This is a genomic window from Brevibacterium mcbrellneri ATCC 49030, from assembly GCF_000178455.1.
GTDB classification, from domain to species: domain Bacteria; phylum Actinomycetota; class Actinomycetes; order Actinomycetales; family Brevibacteriaceae; genus Brevibacterium; species Brevibacterium mcbrellneri.
In genome coordinates this window covers 32,873-48,638 of the sequence record NZ_ADNU01000008.1, presented here as the reverse complement: position 1 = coordinate 48,638, position 15,766 = coordinate 32,873, and the positions used below count along the sequence as shown (strand labels likewise).

11 protein-coding genes are annotated in these 15,766 nt (G+C 55.9%); 6 read left to right on the top strand and 5 right to left on the bottom strand.

Going from position 1 to position 15,766, the window contains the following annotated elements; all coding sequences use genetic code 11:
* Positions 1-50: 50 nt before the first annotated feature.
* From HMPREF0183_RS00985 to HMPREF0183_RS00960, 6 genes are all read left to right on the top strand, one after another.
* The gene (locus HMPREF0183_RS00985) at positions 51-1,154 is read left to right on the top strand and encodes an S-(hydroxymethyl)mycothiol dehydrogenase (protein ID WP_005881815.1); all 1,104 of its coding nucleotides are present in this window, start codon (positions 51-53) and stop codon (positions 1,152-1,154) included.
* Complete coding sequence (locus tag HMPREF0183_RS00980; RefSeq protein ID WP_005881813.1) at positions 1,138-1,851, top strand: MBL fold metallo-hydrolase; 714 nt, start codon at positions 1,138-1,140, stop codon at positions 1,849-1,851. The genes HMPREF0183_RS00985 and HMPREF0183_RS00980 overlap by 17 nt, the downstream gene beginning before the upstream one ends.
* Positions 1,852-1,901: 50 nt before the next feature.
* The gene (locus tag HMPREF0183_RS00975; RefSeq protein WP_083801408.1) at positions 1,902-3,530 is read left to right on the top strand and encodes a Na+/H+ antiporter NhaC family protein; all 1,629 of its coding nucleotides are present in this window, start codon (positions 1,902-1,904) and stop codon (positions 3,528-3,530) included.
* Between the two features lie 19 nt (positions 3,531-3,549).
* Complete coding sequence (locus HMPREF0183_RS00970) at positions 3,550-4,449, top strand: ferredoxin family protein (protein ID WP_005881810.1); 900 nt, start codon at positions 3,550-3,552, stop codon at positions 4,447-4,449.
* 48 nt (positions 4,450-4,497) lie between these two features.
* Positions 4,498-5,583, top strand: a complete 1,086-nt coding sequence (locus HMPREF0183_RS00965; RefSeq protein ID WP_005881808.1) for a baeRF3 domain-containing protein — start codon at positions 4,498-4,500, stop codon at positions 5,581-5,583.
* Between the two features lie 147 nt (positions 5,584-5,730).
* Positions 5,731-7,845 carry a bifunctional metallophosphatase/5'-nucleotidase gene (locus HMPREF0183_RS00960; protein ID WP_005881806.1) on the top strand — a complete coding sequence of 705 codons (2,115 nt, stop codon included), beginning with the start codon at positions 5,731-5,733 and terminating at the stop codon, positions 7,843-7,845.
* An 86-nt stretch (positions 7,846-7,931) separates the two neighbouring features.
* Here HMPREF0183_RS00960 and HMPREF0183_RS00955 read toward each other — a convergent pair whose 3' ends face one another.
* The 5 genes from HMPREF0183_RS00955 to kdpA are packed head-to-tail and all read right to left on the bottom strand — an operon-like array spanning position 7,932 to position 15,453.
* Positions 7,932-8,615, bottom strand: coding sequence for a response regulator transcription factor (locus HMPREF0183_RS00955; RefSeq protein ID WP_005881804.1), 684 nt, complete (start codon positions 8,613-8,615; stop codon positions 7,932-7,934).
* Positions 8,612-11,167: a DUF4118 domain-containing protein gene (locus tag HMPREF0183_RS00950; protein WP_005881802.1), complete on the bottom strand. Its 2,556-nt coding sequence runs from the start codon at positions 11,165-11,167 to the stop codon at positions 8,612-8,614. Before HMPREF0183_RS00950 ends, HMPREF0183_RS00955 begins: the two co-directional genes overlap by 4 nt.
* 1 nt (position 11,168) lies before the next feature.
* A complete protein-coding gene (locus HMPREF0183_RS00945; protein ID WP_005881800.1) occupies positions 11,169-11,756 on the bottom strand; it encodes a potassium-transporting ATPase subunit C in 588 nt (195 codons plus the stop codon).
* 11 nt (positions 11,757-11,767) lie between these two features.
* Positions 11,768-13,843, bottom strand: coding sequence for a potassium-transporting ATPase subunit KdpB (kdpB, locus tag HMPREF0183_RS00940; protein WP_005881798.1), 2,076 nt, complete (start codon positions 13,841-13,843; stop codon positions 11,768-11,770).
* Entirely contained in the window at positions 13,840-15,453 is a 1,614-nt protein-coding gene (kdpA, locus tag HMPREF0183_RS00935; protein WP_050775296.1) for a potassium-transporting ATPase subunit KdpA, read from the bottom strand. The genes kdpB and kdpA overlap by 4 nt, the downstream gene beginning before the upstream one ends.
* Positions 15,454-15,766: the final 313 nt, after the last annotated feature.

Here is a 15,766-nt window from a genome sequence, read left to right as displayed (position 1 = left end):
CTACATAGACTGGGCTCTATACACATAGTAGATCACGCATAGGAGTTGACGTGCCCACGACAGTTAAAGGCGTTGTTGCCAAAGCCAAAGGAAAGCCAGTCGAACTCGTCGACATTGTCATTCCAGACCCCGGCCCCGGTGAGGTCGTGGTCGATGTGAAGTCCTGCGGTGTGTGCCACACGGACTTTCACTACCGCGAAGGCGGAATCGGCGACAACTACCCGTATCTACTGGGCCACGAATCCGCGGGGGTCGTCTCCCAGGTAGGCGAAGGTGTCACAAATGTGGAGCCTGGCGACTTCGTGATTCTCAACTGGCGCGCGATCTGTGGTGAGTGCCGCGCCTGTAAACGAGGCGAACCCTGGTACTGCTTCGACACCCACAACGCGACTCAGAAGATGACTCTCACCGACGGAACGGAACTCGAAGCGGCGCTTGGAATCGGTAGCTTCGCAGACAAGACCTTGGTGGCTGCAGGTCAGTGCACCAAGGTTGAAGAAACCGACCCGGCAGTCGCTGGCCTGTTGGGGTGCGGTGTCATGGCCGGTCTGGGTGCAGCGATCAACACCGGTAAGGTCACGCGCGGTCAGTCCGTCGCTGTTATCGGGTGCGGTGGCGTAGGGGCTGCCGCCGTTGCTGGAGCACGCCTAGCCGGCGCCTCCCGCATCATTGCGATCGACTTTGACGACCGGAAGCTTCAGTGGGCAACAGACCTAGGCGCCACGCACACCATCAACTCGCGCGACCTCGGCGAGGATGACGTTGTCACCGCTGTACAGGAACTCACTGGCGGTTTTGGCGCTGACGTCGTGATCGACGCGGTTGGAGTTCCTGAAACGTGGCGCCAAGCCTTCTACGCCCGCGATCTCGCCGGAACCGTCGTGCTCGTGGGAGTACCTACCCCTGAAATGGAACTGTCCGTTCCGCTCCTCGACGTGTTCGGTCGCGGTGGCTCGTTGAAGTCCAGCTGGTACGGCGACTGCTTGCCCGAACGCGACTTCCCAATGTTTATCGACCTGTTCAAACAAGGTCGCCTGCCTCTGGACACATTCGTTTCTGAACGCATCACAATTGACCAAGTTGAAGACGCGTTTGCCAAAATGGGACGCGGTGAAGTTCTACGATCGGTGGTTATCAATGACAGCGCGAATTGAACGACTCATCACGTCCGGCACGTTTTCGCTTGACGGCGGAACGTGGGACGTGGACAACAACGTGTGGATAGTTGGGGATGACGCCGAAGTCGTCGTCGTTGACCCTGCCCACGACCCTGAGCGCGTGGCAGATCAGGTGGGAACACGCTTTTGTGAACGTATCCTGCTCACACATGGTCACGACGACCACATCCGCTACGCGCTTGAAACGAAGGACTCGCTGGGTGGTATCCCCGTGTGCCTCAACGCAGAAGACTCGATGCTGTGGGACGCGGTGTTCCCAGATGTTAAGCCGGATGAAAACATCCAGGATGGAAACACGTTCAGCATCGCGGGACTTCAGTTAAAAGCCTTGCACACGCCTGGCCACTCCCCCGGTTCCACATGCTTCTACATCGAAAGCGGACTCACGCTCGCCCAGTTGCCAAACGACCTCGGGCAGGCTGTAGACCAGTTGCGTAACGAACTAGGCGAAAACGCCAGCGTTCCCGTTTTGCTGTCCGGCGACACTCTGTTTTCTGGTGGTCCGGGCGCCACTGGACGGTCATATTCGTCCTTTGACACCATCATTGATTCGATTCGCTCCACACTGTTTGAGCTCCCGGACTCCACGGTGGTTCTCACTGGGCACGGCGACGCCACAACAATTGGCGCTGAACGTCCTCACCTGGACGAATGGATCGCTCGCGGTCACTAAACCCCGTTAAACTGTCTGTACCAACCTTCAAAACAAGGGAGTTAGTGTCCGTGGTTGACCAGTATCCAATCCTCACAATCCTTCCGCCTATCATCGCGATTATCAGTGCGATCGTCACCCGGCGGGTGGTTCTCAGCCTAGGGTTGGGTGTGGTTCTCGCAGCTCTTCTCGTTGAAAACTTCAACCCTCTGGGTACGCTGTCTCAAATCTGGTCAGCGTTCGCGGTAATCTTCTGGGACTCTGAAGCTGGGCGCGTGAACACTGACCAAGTGTTCAACCTGATCTTCCTGGTGATCCTGGGAGTCATTACCGCGCTCGTGCTCATGGCTGGGGGAACAGAAGCGTTTTCGGATTGGGCAGTTAAACACATCAAGTCACGCCGTGGAGCAAAGCTACTTGCCGCGTTTTTAGGAATTGCCATCTTCATCGATGACTATTTCAACGCTTTGGCGGTGGGGCAGGTCGCACGTCCGGTATCTGACCGGTTCAAGGTTTCACGTGCGAAACTCGCGTATATCATCGACTCAACCGCTGCGCCTGTTTCTGTTCTCGCGCCGTTTTCGAGCTGGGGCGCCTCAATTATTGGTCTTATGGCCCCCATCATTGCCGCGGCTGCTGTCGCGCCTAACGGCGTGATGGGATTCCTGGGAGCAGCCGCCGCTAACTACTATGCGGTCGGCGCGGTCGTCGCGGTCTTCCTGGTCATTATTTTCAGCTTGGAAGCCGGCCCCATGCGACGCGAAGAACGCAGGGCGCTAGCCGAAGGTGAAATGTTTGCAAAGGACGCCGAAATCCCCGGCGAGCTCTCCGAAGATCTCCCTGTTTACCGTCCCGGCGCGCTCCGCTCGTTAATCGTTCCGTTCGTGTTCTTGGTTGTCGGTGTCATTGGTGCCATGTTTATCACCGGGTACATGGAAAGCGGAAGCGCGAACCCCATGGACATGCTCGCGTCGACCTTGGTGCCCAACTCGCTCTTGTACGGAGGAACTGCCGGCCTGATCGCCGCCGTGTTCTACTACTTCCGCTACACAAGCAGCCACTCCAAGTTCAACGCGGGAACCCTGTTTAAGGGTGTTGCTGAAGGCACTAGATCCATGCTTCCAGCCATCTATATTTTGATCCTCGCGTGGATGCTGGGAACTGTGGTCGAAGCTTTGGGCACAGGCGAATACCTGGGTGGACTCGTTGAAAATGCAGGCATCCCCACCCAATGGTTGGTCCCACTCATGTTCGTTGTTGCAGCAGCTATGGCTTTTGCCACGGGAACTTCATGGGGCTCCTTTGGTCTGTTGATCCCACTCGCCGGTGACATCCTGTTGGCAGTTGGTGCGACCGATATGGTGATCCCCGCTCTAGGAGCGGTTCTTGCAGGTGCAGTCATGGGAGACCACTGTTCACCTATCTCTGACACCACTATCTTGTCGTCAACTGGTGCAGGATGCGAAGTTGTCACTCACGTACAAACGCAACTTCCATACGCTTTGGCTACTGCCGCTGCGGCTTTGGTCGGCTACATTGCCGTTGCCCTCACTCACCAGGTGTGGGTGGGCATGCTCGTCACTCTCGTCACGCTTACTGGATTGATTCTCGCTGGAGTATGGCGTTGGACCCGCCTGGAGAAAATCCATGGGTTCGAACTTGATGACGAACCAATGGCAACCGAAGCAAACAAAGCGTAGTTTCACATAAAGGACTCATATGACAGCGTGTTCTGACTTTTTTGACGAACCTCTTCTTGGGACTGCTCTTGAAGCGACCCGGTGGGTGTGCGTGGAGTTCAGTCACGGCTGGGGCCACGACGCTTTGGACGGCTTTGCTTTGGGTGAAGAACTAGCCGCCCAGGTCAAAGCCCACATGAATGCACACAATGCGCGGTTCCAGTTCATTCGCGAGCCTGGCCGAGACGGTCAAGACGCAAACGGCCACCGGGTGTTTATTGCGGAGTCGACGCCGGGCCAGGAGGCTCTGTACACACTCACCATCAATAGCGTGTCTGATCTTCTTGACCTTGACATATCTAACCCTGCGACGCTACCCGGCGCTACCGCCGTCGAATCGCCTTTGGCACTCATCTGCACGCATGGCAAGCGCGATGTGTGTTGTGCTCTCAAAGGTCGCCCGGTGGCAGCGCTTTTGTCCCAACATGTCGCTGGGCCGCAGAACGCTGATGCCCCAGCCGAAACCACCTCGGCGCGGGTGTGGGAAACCAGCCACACGGGTGGCCACCGATTCGCACCTGCTTTAATTGTCCTCCCCTGGGGGTTTACGTACGGGCGGGCCGGAGTGGTGGCCGCACGTCAGATCTGGGATCTGGCTGTCGACGGCCAGGTTCACCTGGATCTGTTGCGTGGGCGCAGTGCGTTTTCGAAACCAGCTCAGGCCGGTGAGGTGGCAGTCCGGTCCCACTACCACCTCACCGGGATTGCCGATGTCGTTGACGTGGAGGCCACAAGCGACACCGTGTTTCACGTGAAGTGCGCGAACGGGAACACCCACGCGGTAGAAGTTGAGCACACAGTCAGTGACCTGCCTCCGCGTCCGGCGACGTGTGGCAAGGGTGATAAAGAGGTCAAGGAGTTCCGCACAACATTGCTGTGACACACAAAATGAGATGCATGCCACATGCATTCTGGGTAAGATCCATGTATGGGACACAGTAGTTTTGACCAGATCGAAAAAACGCACCTCGACCAGATGGCACAGGCTACCGGAACTCACCTGTCGGTGCTCATGCCCGTTAATCGCACTGATCAGCAGTCGCGCGAATCTTCTACGCGCCTCAAATCGCTTCTAGGTGAAGCTCAACAGAAGCTTGCAGAGGCCGGACTTTCAAGTAGCGACATTGACGCGCGCTTAGAGACGTTTACTGCACTAATCAACGACGGTCCTTTTTGGCGTAACCAAGGAGACGGCCTCGCACTGTACTCCGCTGACAATGTTCACTTTGTTTTCCGGGTGGGCGTTCCACTGGATGAACGCGTCCACGTGGGCGAACAGTTCGCATTGCGCCCGCTGGCAACCGCGCTGGCCGAATCTTCCAAGTTCTACATTTTGGCTCTCTCACGCGCCAAGGTGCGTTTGTTTGACGCAACCCGCGACTCAATCACGCAGCTGGACTTGGGTGACACAGTTCCGTCGTCGCTCGACGATGTTGTGAGCCCAGATGAACGCCAGCGACAGCTACAGTCCCGTTCAGTCGGTGGAGACCGCGCCATGTTCCACGGTCACGGAGCAGGAGATGAGGTTGACGCTGTGTTCGTCGACAAGTTCCTCAAAGCTGTGGGCCAGGGTGTTGGCGACTTGCTGGGTAAAGCCCGGTCACAGCCCATGGTTTTGGCTGCCGTTGCTGAAGCGCACCCGGCATTTAAGCAGTTCTGCACGTACCCCGCACTGCAAGACGCGATGGTCGAGGGGAACCCTGACAGTCGCTCGCCAAAGGAACTTCACGCGGCCGCGTGGGAGGCGCTTCTTCCCACGTTCAAAGCACAGGACGATGCTACGTTTGAACGTTTTTCAGCGAAGCTCGGCACCGGTTTGGCTTCTACACAAAGTGACAAGATTCGCGAAGCAGCTGTAGAAGGGCGCGTGGACACGCTGTTCATTAACCCCAGCGTGACTCGGAACGCTGATGTTGTGAACGAGGCCATCCTGGCCACTTTGCAGAATTCGGGCAAGCTCGTCATCATGTCCGACGGAAGTGTTGAAAACACCGCAGCACTGTTCCGTTACTGAGCACAACTCTACGAATAGCAACCGGTGGCTAGGCGTGCGGGTGAAGCGATACTTAACCGCGGGTTAAACCGCACGTAACCAGAATCGCTTCTTTCACATTTTAGACTCAGAGGGTCCCCAAATTCCCTTAAGAAATGAGTCTGTGAGATGCGAATTCGCACCCTAGCCGCGGCTGTTACGGCCTGCGTCATCACTGGGAGCCCAGTAGTTGCACTGGCGCAACCGGCACCAGAAAACCTGGACCTGAGTTTCCTTGCGACAACAGATGTGCACGGTCACATTTACGACTTCGACTACTTCACAAACCAGCCGTACCCTGAAAAGGATTCACTGGGTCTCACACACGTGAACTCGATCGTGAAGAAGGTCCGCGCTGACCGTGGAGCTGACAAAGTCTTCGTCTTCGACAACGGTGACAGCATTCAGGGAAGCCCGCTCACCAGCTACTACGCCAACCAGGAAAACATCCTGAAGACCGGCAAAGAGCACCCCATGGCTACCGCGAACAACTTGATCGGCTACGACGCTCAGGTTGTCGGTAACCACGAATTTAACTACGGACTCGAATTCCTCAAGCGCTACCAGAGCCAGGTCGACTTCCCACTCGTGGGCGCAAACGTCATCGACGACGCCACGGGCGAACCCATGTTCGACCCGTACACCATCGTCGAACGTGAGATCGACGGAAAAACCGTCAAGGTGGGTGTTGTTGGGGTAACGCCTCCCGGTTCTGCAGTGTGGGACAAGCAGCACCTTGACGGCAAGGCACACTTCGATGACATTGTGTCCTCTGCAAAGAAGTGGGCTCCCAAGGCAAAAGAAGCCGGCGCTGACGTTGTGGTCGCCCTTGCGCACTCTGGTAAGGACCCTGAAGGTTCCACATGGAACCCTAAAAACAAGACCGACGACCTTGCCACCTCGGTCGCCCGCGAGGTACCCGACATTGACATTGTGATCGCAGGGCACTCCCACCAGGATGAACCAGAGGAATACGTCAAACAGGTGGACGGCACGCAGGCACTGGTGACGCAGCCTAAGTTCTGGGCTCGTTCCGTCTCCGAGGTGGGTCTCTCCTTGGTACCAGACGGCGAGGGCGGCTTCGAGGTTGACTGGTCCGAAGACAACAAGCCCAAGGTCACCCCACACTACTCGGGCGAGGCTCCTGAGGACCAGGAACTCAAGGACGCGCTGAAGGTTCCACACGAAAAGACCATCAAGCACGTGAACAAAGTGGTTGGTCAAGCGACCGAAACCATGAGCGCTAAGACCTCGCGTTACGAAGACACCGCAATCGTGGACTTCATTTCGCACGTGCAGGCCGACACTGTTCGCAACGCCCTCAAGGACAGCGAATACAAGGACCTGCCTGTCATTTCGCAGGCGTCGCCATTTAGCCGGACCGCAGAGTTCAAGAAGGGCGATGTCACGATCCGCGACGTTGCCGGACTGTACGTGTACGACAACACGCTGTCGGGTGTAAAGATCAACGGCAAGCAGCTACGTGAGTACCTCGAATGGTCGGCTCGTTACTTCAAGCAGGTAGACGAAGGCGCTGACTTCAACCCTGAAGAAGTCACCAATGCACGAGACGACGAACGCGGACGTGACATTCCAGATTACTCGTACGACGCTGTTACCGGCGTGAAGTACGACATCAACATCTCCAAGCCAGTTGGCGAGCGCATTGAGAACCTGCGTTTGGAAGATGGCTCTGAACTCAAGGACTCCGACGAGTTCATCATGGCGATCAACAACTACCGCGCGTCCGGTGGTTCTGGCTACCCGGTAAGTGACCTGCCCGAGGTGTACAACGACCAGATTGCAATCCGTGAAGCGATCGTCGATTGGACTGTGAAGAACAAGACCATCGACCCCAAGGACTTCTTCGTCGAAAGCTGGTGGCTGACCTCGTCAACCCGCCCAGTTGAAGACGAACCTGGCGAAGAAAAGCCTGGCGAAGAAAAGCCAGGCGACGAGAAACCAGGTGAGGAAAAGCCTGGTGAAATCAAGCCAAGCGAAGACCCAACTGAAGGCGCACCAACTGACAAGCCTTCCGAAGACGCTCCTTCGCAGAAGCCAGGCGACGACTCTGATGACTCCAGCGGCTCCAACGATTCTGACGGCTCTGACAAAGAAGCTGGCAAGGATTCCTCGAACCCGCTGCCACGTACAGGTGCGCAGATCGGTGTTGCGTTGGGCGTCGGTGTCGCACTCCTTGCAGCAGGTGCCGTGATTTCGGTAGCTACTCGTCGCAAGAACTAAGCAACCACGAAAAACTGAATAGCATGGGCGGGGCTGATCAGAGATCAGCCCCGCCCATGCTATTCACTGGTCCCGGTTATACCCGGTCAGTCGTCGCCTTGAACAAAGCGGTACCCCATGCCCGGTTCCGTAATGAAGTACTTTGGCGTTGCAGAATCAACTTCGAGCTTCTGCCTAATTTGTGACATGTAGACGCGCGCGTAGTTGCTTTCCTTTTCATAGCCCTTACCCCATACGTGTGTCAGTAGTTCTTCCCTGCGGACCAAACGATTAGGGTGGCGTGCCAGGTAGCCGACGATTTTCCACTCATGTGGGGTCAGGCTCACCTGTTCGCCTGACACCGCCACGATGTTGCGGGCCAGGTCAATCGACAACCTGCCGTCGGAGGTGACGACGACCGGTTCAGCCGTTTCTTGCGGAACACGACGCAAGTTTGCTCGCAGTCTGGCCAACAACTCACCTAACGCGAATGGCTTAGTGACGTAGTCGTCAGCACCGCGGTCTAAAGCCTCGATTTTTGATTGCGTTTCATGTCGCGCGGTCACCACGATGATCGGAACTTGTGACCAACCTCGGATTCCGTCGATGACGTCTAAACCGCTCATGTTCGGAAGTCCAAGGTCAAGCAAAATAGCTTCGATCGGGTGATCGGACGCCAAGGTAAGCGCCTGCTCCCCCGTGTTAGCAGTAAGCACCTTGTAGCCACGCGCAATGAGGTTTACTGCCATTGCACGAGACAGGGTCGGGTCGTCCTCAACAATGAGAATCACAGCGTACTCCTTGTCGTCATGTGATCTGATACAAACGGTGCGTGTGTGACTTTTCCGATTGGTAGTGACAGAACCATCGTGAGTCCACCTCCAGGGGTGTCATCGGCGACAAGTTCGCCACCGATTCCTTCGGCTAGCCCTTTCGCGACGGCAGCGCCTAGCCCAAGTCCACGCGAGTTGGTGGTGTCACCCAGCCGAGTAAACGGGGTAAACAGCTGTTGCTTCGCTTCATCGCTGAGACCCGGGCCAAAGTCAATGACACGAATTGCTACTCGGTCTCCCTCTCGCGCCGCATCGATTTTCACTCCGTTGCCTGTATGTTTGGCAGCGTTCGACAACAGGTTTTCCAGGATGCGTTCCACCAAACTTGCGTCGGTTTTGACCAGCGGCAGGTCGTGGGGGACCGCAATTTCGAGCGGTTCAGGTTTCAACGTGGGGTCCATGTGATCGACTGTGCGCGCCACCAGTTCGTTGGGCCCAATAACGGATTCGTTAATACTGAGTGTGTTCGTTTGCACTCGTGACATGTCCAAAAGGTCAGCCACGATCCTGTCGAGCCGATCAGAGGATGCTTCAATCGAACGCAACAGCTCAGCTTGCAGATCTTTTGGCAGGTCTACATCATCGAGAAGTAGACCGGAGACTGAGGTTTTAATCGTTGCCAGCGGCGTCCGCAGATCGTGTGAAACGGCACTGAGTAATGCTGTACGAATCGCGTTCGCAGCTTCCAACTGACGTGCCTGCAAGCGCGCTTCCGTCAGCTGCGTCTGAGTCATGAGACCAACGAGGCGTCCCGTGTACGCGTCCAGTACTCTCTGTTCACTCGCATTGAGCGGGCGGCCCGCCAACAGAAGTACGTGGTGGTCATCCAGAGTAAACGTCTCATCGGCTTCGTTTGCTGACGTGAGCTCTTTCCCCGAACGGTATTCCGTTACAAGACTCTTGTTGTCGTCGAAGTAGCCCAAGGTGACGCTGTCTTGGCCAAACGCTTGAGCGATCTTGTCCAGAATGGCCTGGATATCAACACCTTCGCGAATCACTGACCCTGCCAGTTCAGTCATGAGCTGTGCGTTAGCACGAGCCGTTCGTGCTTCTTGCGTCCTCCGCGCGGCCCCGTCAACAACACGTGCCACGAGAGCTGCAACCACAATGAACACGAACAGCAAGAAGATGTTTTCCGGTTCAGCGATCGACATGGTGTGCAAAGGCTCAGTGAAGAACCAGTTGAGTAATCCGGTTCCCACAACAGCGGATGCGAGCGCCGGCCACAGTCCCCCGACAAGAGCAACAACTACAACCACCAGGACATAAGCCATGCTCAAGGTGGAAAACGCGACCACTTCATGAGCCTCGGAAATTCCCATCGCCGTAATGCCGGCGATACACACACCGGCCAAAACCCACGCGCTCACCGTGCGTGCGACAGACAGGTTTCGCCGAGGTCGTCGGCGCGGTGGTTGTGGTTCGCCGGCTCCGTGGTTCGTGACGATATGGACGTCGATGTCACCCGCGCCGTCAATAATGCGTGAGCTCGTTGGTCGCAAAAGTAGCTTCTTGTACCACGGCGTTCGCGAAGATCCGATGACCAGCTGGGTGGCGTTGATGGTATTGGCAAACTCTAAAAGAGTTTCCGCATAGTCTTCACCTGACAGCGTGTGCCACGTACCTCCAAGGGATTCCGTCAACGTTCTTGCCTGCTGAATGTCGATATCAGACATGAGAGGCGCACCGTCCGTGGGAACGATGTGAACAACCACGAGTTCACGCCCGGCCATACGTCCCACAATTCGCATACCTCGGCGAATCAAGGTGGGTACGTGTGGTCCTCCAGCAACTGCGACCAGGATGCGTTCACGGGCAGGCCAGGTGGAGTGGATGCCTTCTTCGTTCCGGTACTTCGCTAGGCCCTCATCGACTTGATCGGCAAGCCACAGCAGCGCAAGCTCACGAAGCGCTGTGAGGTTCCCTTTCCGGAAAAACCGTGAAAGGGCAGCATCAGCAGCGGCTGGCTTGTAGATCTGACCTCGGCGTAAGCGGATGCGCAGGGCGTCCGGACTTAAGTCGATGAGTTCGATGTCGTCAGCATCGCGCAAAACAGCGTCGGGAATGGTTTCGTTCTGGACATGCCCCGTAATGTCAGCGACAACGTCGTTAAGCGATTCCACGTGCTGGATGTTTACCGTCGAAATCACGTCGATTCCGGCGTTGAGAATCCTTTCCACGTCCTGCCAGCGCTTGCGTGAGCTTTCCGCTCCCACGATCGTGTGTGCAAGTTCATCGACGAGCACCACTTCCGGTCGTCGTTCCAGAATCGCGTCAACGTCGAGCTCGTCATATTCAGATCCTCGATAGAGAACCTTTTTAGTTGGGATAAGTTCCAAGCCTTCCACCTTGGCAGCTGTCCCAGCGCGTCCGTGCGTGTGGACAACGCCAACAACCACGTCGGTTCCAGACTTCGACAAGGAGTGGGCTTCCTCCAGCATTGCGTAGGTTTTGCCCACTCCCGGAGCGGCACCCAAGAAAACCTTGAGCGATCCGCGGCGTCCGTTCATTTCAGCCCTTTGCCTTAACCACGTCCAGGTTGAGAGTGTTGACGTTCACTCGCGGACTACCGATAAATCCGAGGATCGACCCGTATGAGTTCTTCTCAACGAGTTCCTCGACCTCTGTGACCGATAGTCCCGAGTTCTTCGCAACACGTTCAATCTGAATGTGAGCATACTCCTTGCTGATATGTGGATCTAGACCCGAGCTGCTCGCTGTTACGGCGTCGGCTGGAACCTCAGCCGGATCGACATTATTTTCTGCAGCGATCGACTTCTTGGCTTCTTCGATGGTTTTCTGCAACTCGTCGCCTACCAGGCTGAGGTTGGAACCACCAGAAGACATTCCGTCATAGTCACCGGATGAAAGACGAGGGTGAAACAAACTAGGGTCGTCCGAGGTGTCTTGTCCAATGAGTTTTGAACCGACGACCTGGCCGTTGTACTCCAAGAAAGAACCGTCCGCACCGTTGGCGTTAAGTCGCCCTACTAGCCACGTCGCTCCGGGGTAGATGAGCCCCAGAATGACCAGCAAGACCAATAATGTGCGGGTTGCTTGAACGGTAGCCGAAACTACCCCTGCGGTTTTCTGTGCCATGAGACTTTCCTTTAGAAACCAGGTAGAAGCGAAACGATCATGTCGATGATCTTGATGCCGATAAAGGGAACGACGAATCCGCCCAGTCCGTACACAACGAGATTGCGTCGTAAAAGCTGGTGCGATGTTCCGGGAACGTATTTCACACCGCGGAGCGCTAGAGGAATCAGCAACACAATGATGATCGCGTTGAAGATCACAGCAGATGTGATTGCTGACTCTGGTGATGACAAGCGCATGATGTTCAGAACATCGAGACCGGGGAATGCCACCACGAACATAGCCGGCACAATGGCAAAGTATTTTGCGATGTCGTTCGCGATCGAGAACGTCGTAAGCGCCCCGCGGGTGATCAAGAGCTGTTTACCGATCTCCACGATCTCAATGAGCTTAGTGGGGTCGGAGTCCAGATCAACCATGTTTCCGGCTTCTTTCGCAGCCTGAGTACCGGTGTTCATGGCTACACCCACGTCAGCTTGAGCCAGTGCGGGAGCGTCATTCGTTCCATCACCGGTCATCGCCACCATGTTTCCGCCTTTTTGTTCACGGCGAATCAGTGCGAGCTTGTCTTCCGGTTTAGCTTGAGCCAAATAGTCGTCAACGCCAGCTTCACGCGCAATCGCGAGAGCTGTCAGTTCGTTGTCACCAGTGATCATCACGGTACGGATCCCCATCGAGCGCAAAGTTTTAAAGCGTTCGACCATACCCTCTTTGATGATGTCTTTTAGGTGAATGGTCCCCAGGACCTGGCGTTTCTCGTTCTCTTCTTCTGCTACGACGAGTGCTGTACCACCGTCGTTCGAGATGCGCTCAATCGCGTGTTTGACGTCGTCACCAACCTTCACACCAGACTGCTCGACCCACTTGACCATTTCAGTGGCAGCACCCTTAACCACTTGGTGGTTGTCAGAAAGTTTGACACCGCTCATTCGAGTTTCTGCACTGAACGGAATGAACTCAGCTTGAGCGAAATCAGCTTCAGGAACTTCTCCTAACCCAAGACCGTCCTGAGCCAGCACTACGATCGATCGGCCTTCAGGAGTTTCGTCAGCAAGTGAAGACAGTTGCGCTTTGCGAGCCAGCTCGATTTCCGAGATTCCTTCAGCCGCAACAAAGGCCGTGGCCTTGCGGTTACCAACCGTGATGGTTCCAGTTTTATCCAGCAACAGCGTTGTCACGTCACCGGCGGCTTCCACTGCCTTTCCCGAGGTGGCAAGGACATTGCGTTTGATCAACCGGTCCATACCCGCAATCCCAATCGCGGACAAAAGAGCACCAATCGTCGTGGGGATCAAACACACCAGCAACGCAATCAGAACGGTGATCGGTTGCTGAGCGTTCGAGTAGTTGGCCATCGGAACCAAGGTGAGAACAACCAAGACGAAAATCAACGTCAGCACGGACAAGAACGCACTGAGAGCAAGTTCATTTGGCGTCTTTTGACGGCTTGCACCTTCCACCAGACCAATCATGCGGTCGATGAACGTGTTTCCGGGTTCCGAGGTGATTCTCACCTCAATGGTGTCGGACAGTACGCGTGTACCTCCAGTCACGGCTGAGCGGTCACCGCCGGATTCGCGAATCACGGGCGCCGATTCACCTGTGACAGCCGATTCATCGACGGTTGCTGCCCCTGCGATCACATCGCCGTCACCGGGGATTGTTTCGCCTGCAGACACGATGACAACGTCACCGGGTCGCAAGGACGAAGATGGAACCTCTTCGACCTCGCCGTTGGGGCGTCGTACACGCCCCGTCGATGCCGTCTGGGTCTTTCGAAGCGCGTCGGCCTGTGCTTTGCCACGCCCCTCGGCAACCGCCTCGGCCAGGTTGGCGAATACCACGGTCAGGAACAGCCAGATCGCCAACGTAAACGTGAACAGGCTGGGATGGATGAACCCGAGGACCAGAGTGATGGCAGCGCCAACCTCCACGATGAACATCACGGGAGTTCGAACCATGGTCGCGGGGTTAAGTTTGCGGAGCGCCTGGGGCAATGATGCAAGAATCAGCTTTCCACTGATTCCAGACTGTGCCGAGGTGGCATCCCGGGTTTCAGTTTCAGTTTCCTGAATCTGAGTGGTCATGACATGAACCTTTCAGCAAGAGGTCCGAGAGCAAGAGTCGGAAGGAAGGACAGGCCGGTGATGAGAAGCGCAGTACCGGCCATGACAACCGAGAAAAGAGGTGTGTCTGTGGGAAGCGTTCCCTTGGTTTTTGCCACTGGGGCTTGGACAGACAAGCGCCCAGCAAGGCAGAGCACCAGCGCAATTGGGACGAAGCGACCTAACAGCATTGCGAAACCAAGAGCCACGTTAAGGAACGGGGTGTTCGCGTTGAGGCCAGCAAACGCGGACCCGTTGTTGTTGCCTGCCGAAGTAAACGCGTAGAGAACTTCGCTCAAGCCGTGTGGACCAAAGTTGGCCAATGAGTCACGGGTTGATGGAAGCGCGATTGCCAGACCGGTTCCCAGCAGAACAACAACAGGTACGACGAGAGCGTACATGCTGATGAGCTTGACTTCAGTAGGGCCGATACGCTTGCCCATGTATTCGGGGCTACGGCCAACCATGAGTCCGCTGATGAAGACTCCGATGATTGCCACAACAAGCATTCCGTAAAGACCCGATCCCACACCACCGGGGGAAATCTCTCCCAAGAGCATGTTGAAGATCAAGAGACCGCCGGAGAGTGGTTCATACGACGAGTGCATCGAGTCCACTGCTCCGGTTGACGTCAAAGTTGTGGCTGTTGCAAAAAGCGTCGATCCCAGAATTCCGAAGCGGGTTTCTTTTCCTTCCATTGCGGCCAGGTTGCTGTTTGCGAAACTCATCTGAAGGGCAGTGAGGCTTACCAGCGAACCGATCGCCAGAATGGCCATTGCACCGAGGACCGTATACCCCTGACGCTTGTCACCGACCATGACGCCGTAGGTACGTGGGAGGGCAAATGGGATCAACAGAATTAGGAACACCTCAAGGAGGTTGGTCCACCCATTAGGATTCTCGAAGGGGTGAGCGGAGTTCGCGTTGAAGAACCCGCCACCGTTGGTGCCCAGTTCTTTGATGGCTTCCTGGCTCGCAACCGGTCCTCCTGGAATGGTTTGCTGGCCACCGGCAAGTGTCTGTATGACTTGTGGGCCGTTGAAGTTCTGAATCGCTCCGCCCAGGATCAAAAGCACTGCACCAACAAAAGCGATGGGCAAGAGAATCCGGAGGCAACAGCGAACCAGGTCGACCCAGAAGTTCCCCAGTTTGTCGGTTTCGCGGTATGCGATTGCGCGGATAAGCACAATGGCCACGACGATTCCAACGGCTGCCGAAATGAAGTTCTGGAAGTTCTGAGCCAACATCTGGGTCAGATGACTCATGGTGGTTTCGCCACCGTACGACTGCCAGTTGGTGTTAGTCACAAATGACGTGGCTGTGTTCCACGCTTGGTCCGCAGATACTGGCCCCAGTCCCATGTTCATGGGGAGCCACTGCTGAATCCGCTGCAGAATGTACATTCCCAAAACGGAAAGCGCGGAGAGCACCAGAATATTTCGCAGGTACATCTTCCACGTGTGTTGTGCTTCAGAGTTCACACCTGCAAGGCGGTAAATGAAGCGTTCAATCTTCAAGTGTTTCGCACTCGTGAACGTGTGCGCCATGTAGTTGCCCATTGGTACATGCACAACGGCAAGCAGGGCGACCATCAACGGAAGTTGCAAAGGTTCCACTGTCAGTCGAACCTTTCAGGACGGATGAGAGAGTAAAAAACGTAAGCCGTTGTGACGGAACAAAACGCTAACCAGACGATGTCTACGAGGCTCATAGTTTGTTCACCGCCCAACCGAACACACCGACGACAGCGAAAAACGCCACGGTGAGTGCAATGAAGAGGATGTCTAACACGATTCAGCTTTCTGAGGCATTTCAGAATTCGCGTCGATTCACCTCGGCGCGAAGCCACTCAGTTGAGTGACAGTGAATATCAAAACGCACCCGCACGTTGGGCACTGCGGGTCC

What these genes read in the sequence shown, in the direction of transcription:
- HMPREF0183_RS00980 (WP_005881813.1), top strand. Translation starts at nt 1,138, where the DNA reads ATGACAGCGCGAATTGAACGACTCATCACGTCCGGCACGTTTTCGCTT.
- HMPREF0183_RS00970 (WP_005881810.1), top strand. Translation starts at nt 3,550, where the DNA reads ATGACAGCGTGTTCTGACTTTTTTGACGAACCTCTTCTTGGGACTGCT.
- HMPREF0183_RS00965 (WP_005881808.1), top strand. Translation starts at nt 4,498, where the DNA reads ATGGGACACAGTAGTTTTGACCAGATCGAAAAAACGCACCTCGACCAG.
- HMPREF0183_RS00960 (WP_005881806.1), top strand. Translation starts at nt 5,731, where the DNA reads ATGCGAATTCGCACCCTAGCCGCGGCTGTTACGGCCTGCGTCATCACT.
- HMPREF0183_RS00950 (WP_005881802.1), bottom strand. Translation starts at nt 11,167, where the DNA reads ATGAACGGACGCCGCGGATCGCTCAAGGTTTTCTTGGGTGCCGCTCCG.
- HMPREF0183_RS00945 (WP_005881800.1), bottom strand. Translation starts at nt 11,756, where the DNA reads ATGGCACAGAAAACCGCAGGGGTAGTTTCGGCTACCGTTCAAGCAACC.
- kdpB (WP_005881798.1), bottom strand. Translation starts at nt 13,843, where the DNA reads ATGACCACTCAGATTCAGGAAACTGAAACTGAAACCCGGGATGCCACC.
- kdpA (WP_050775296.1), bottom strand. Translation starts at nt 15,453, where the DNA reads ATGGTCGCCCTGCTTGCCGTTGTGCATGTACCAATGGGCAACTACATG.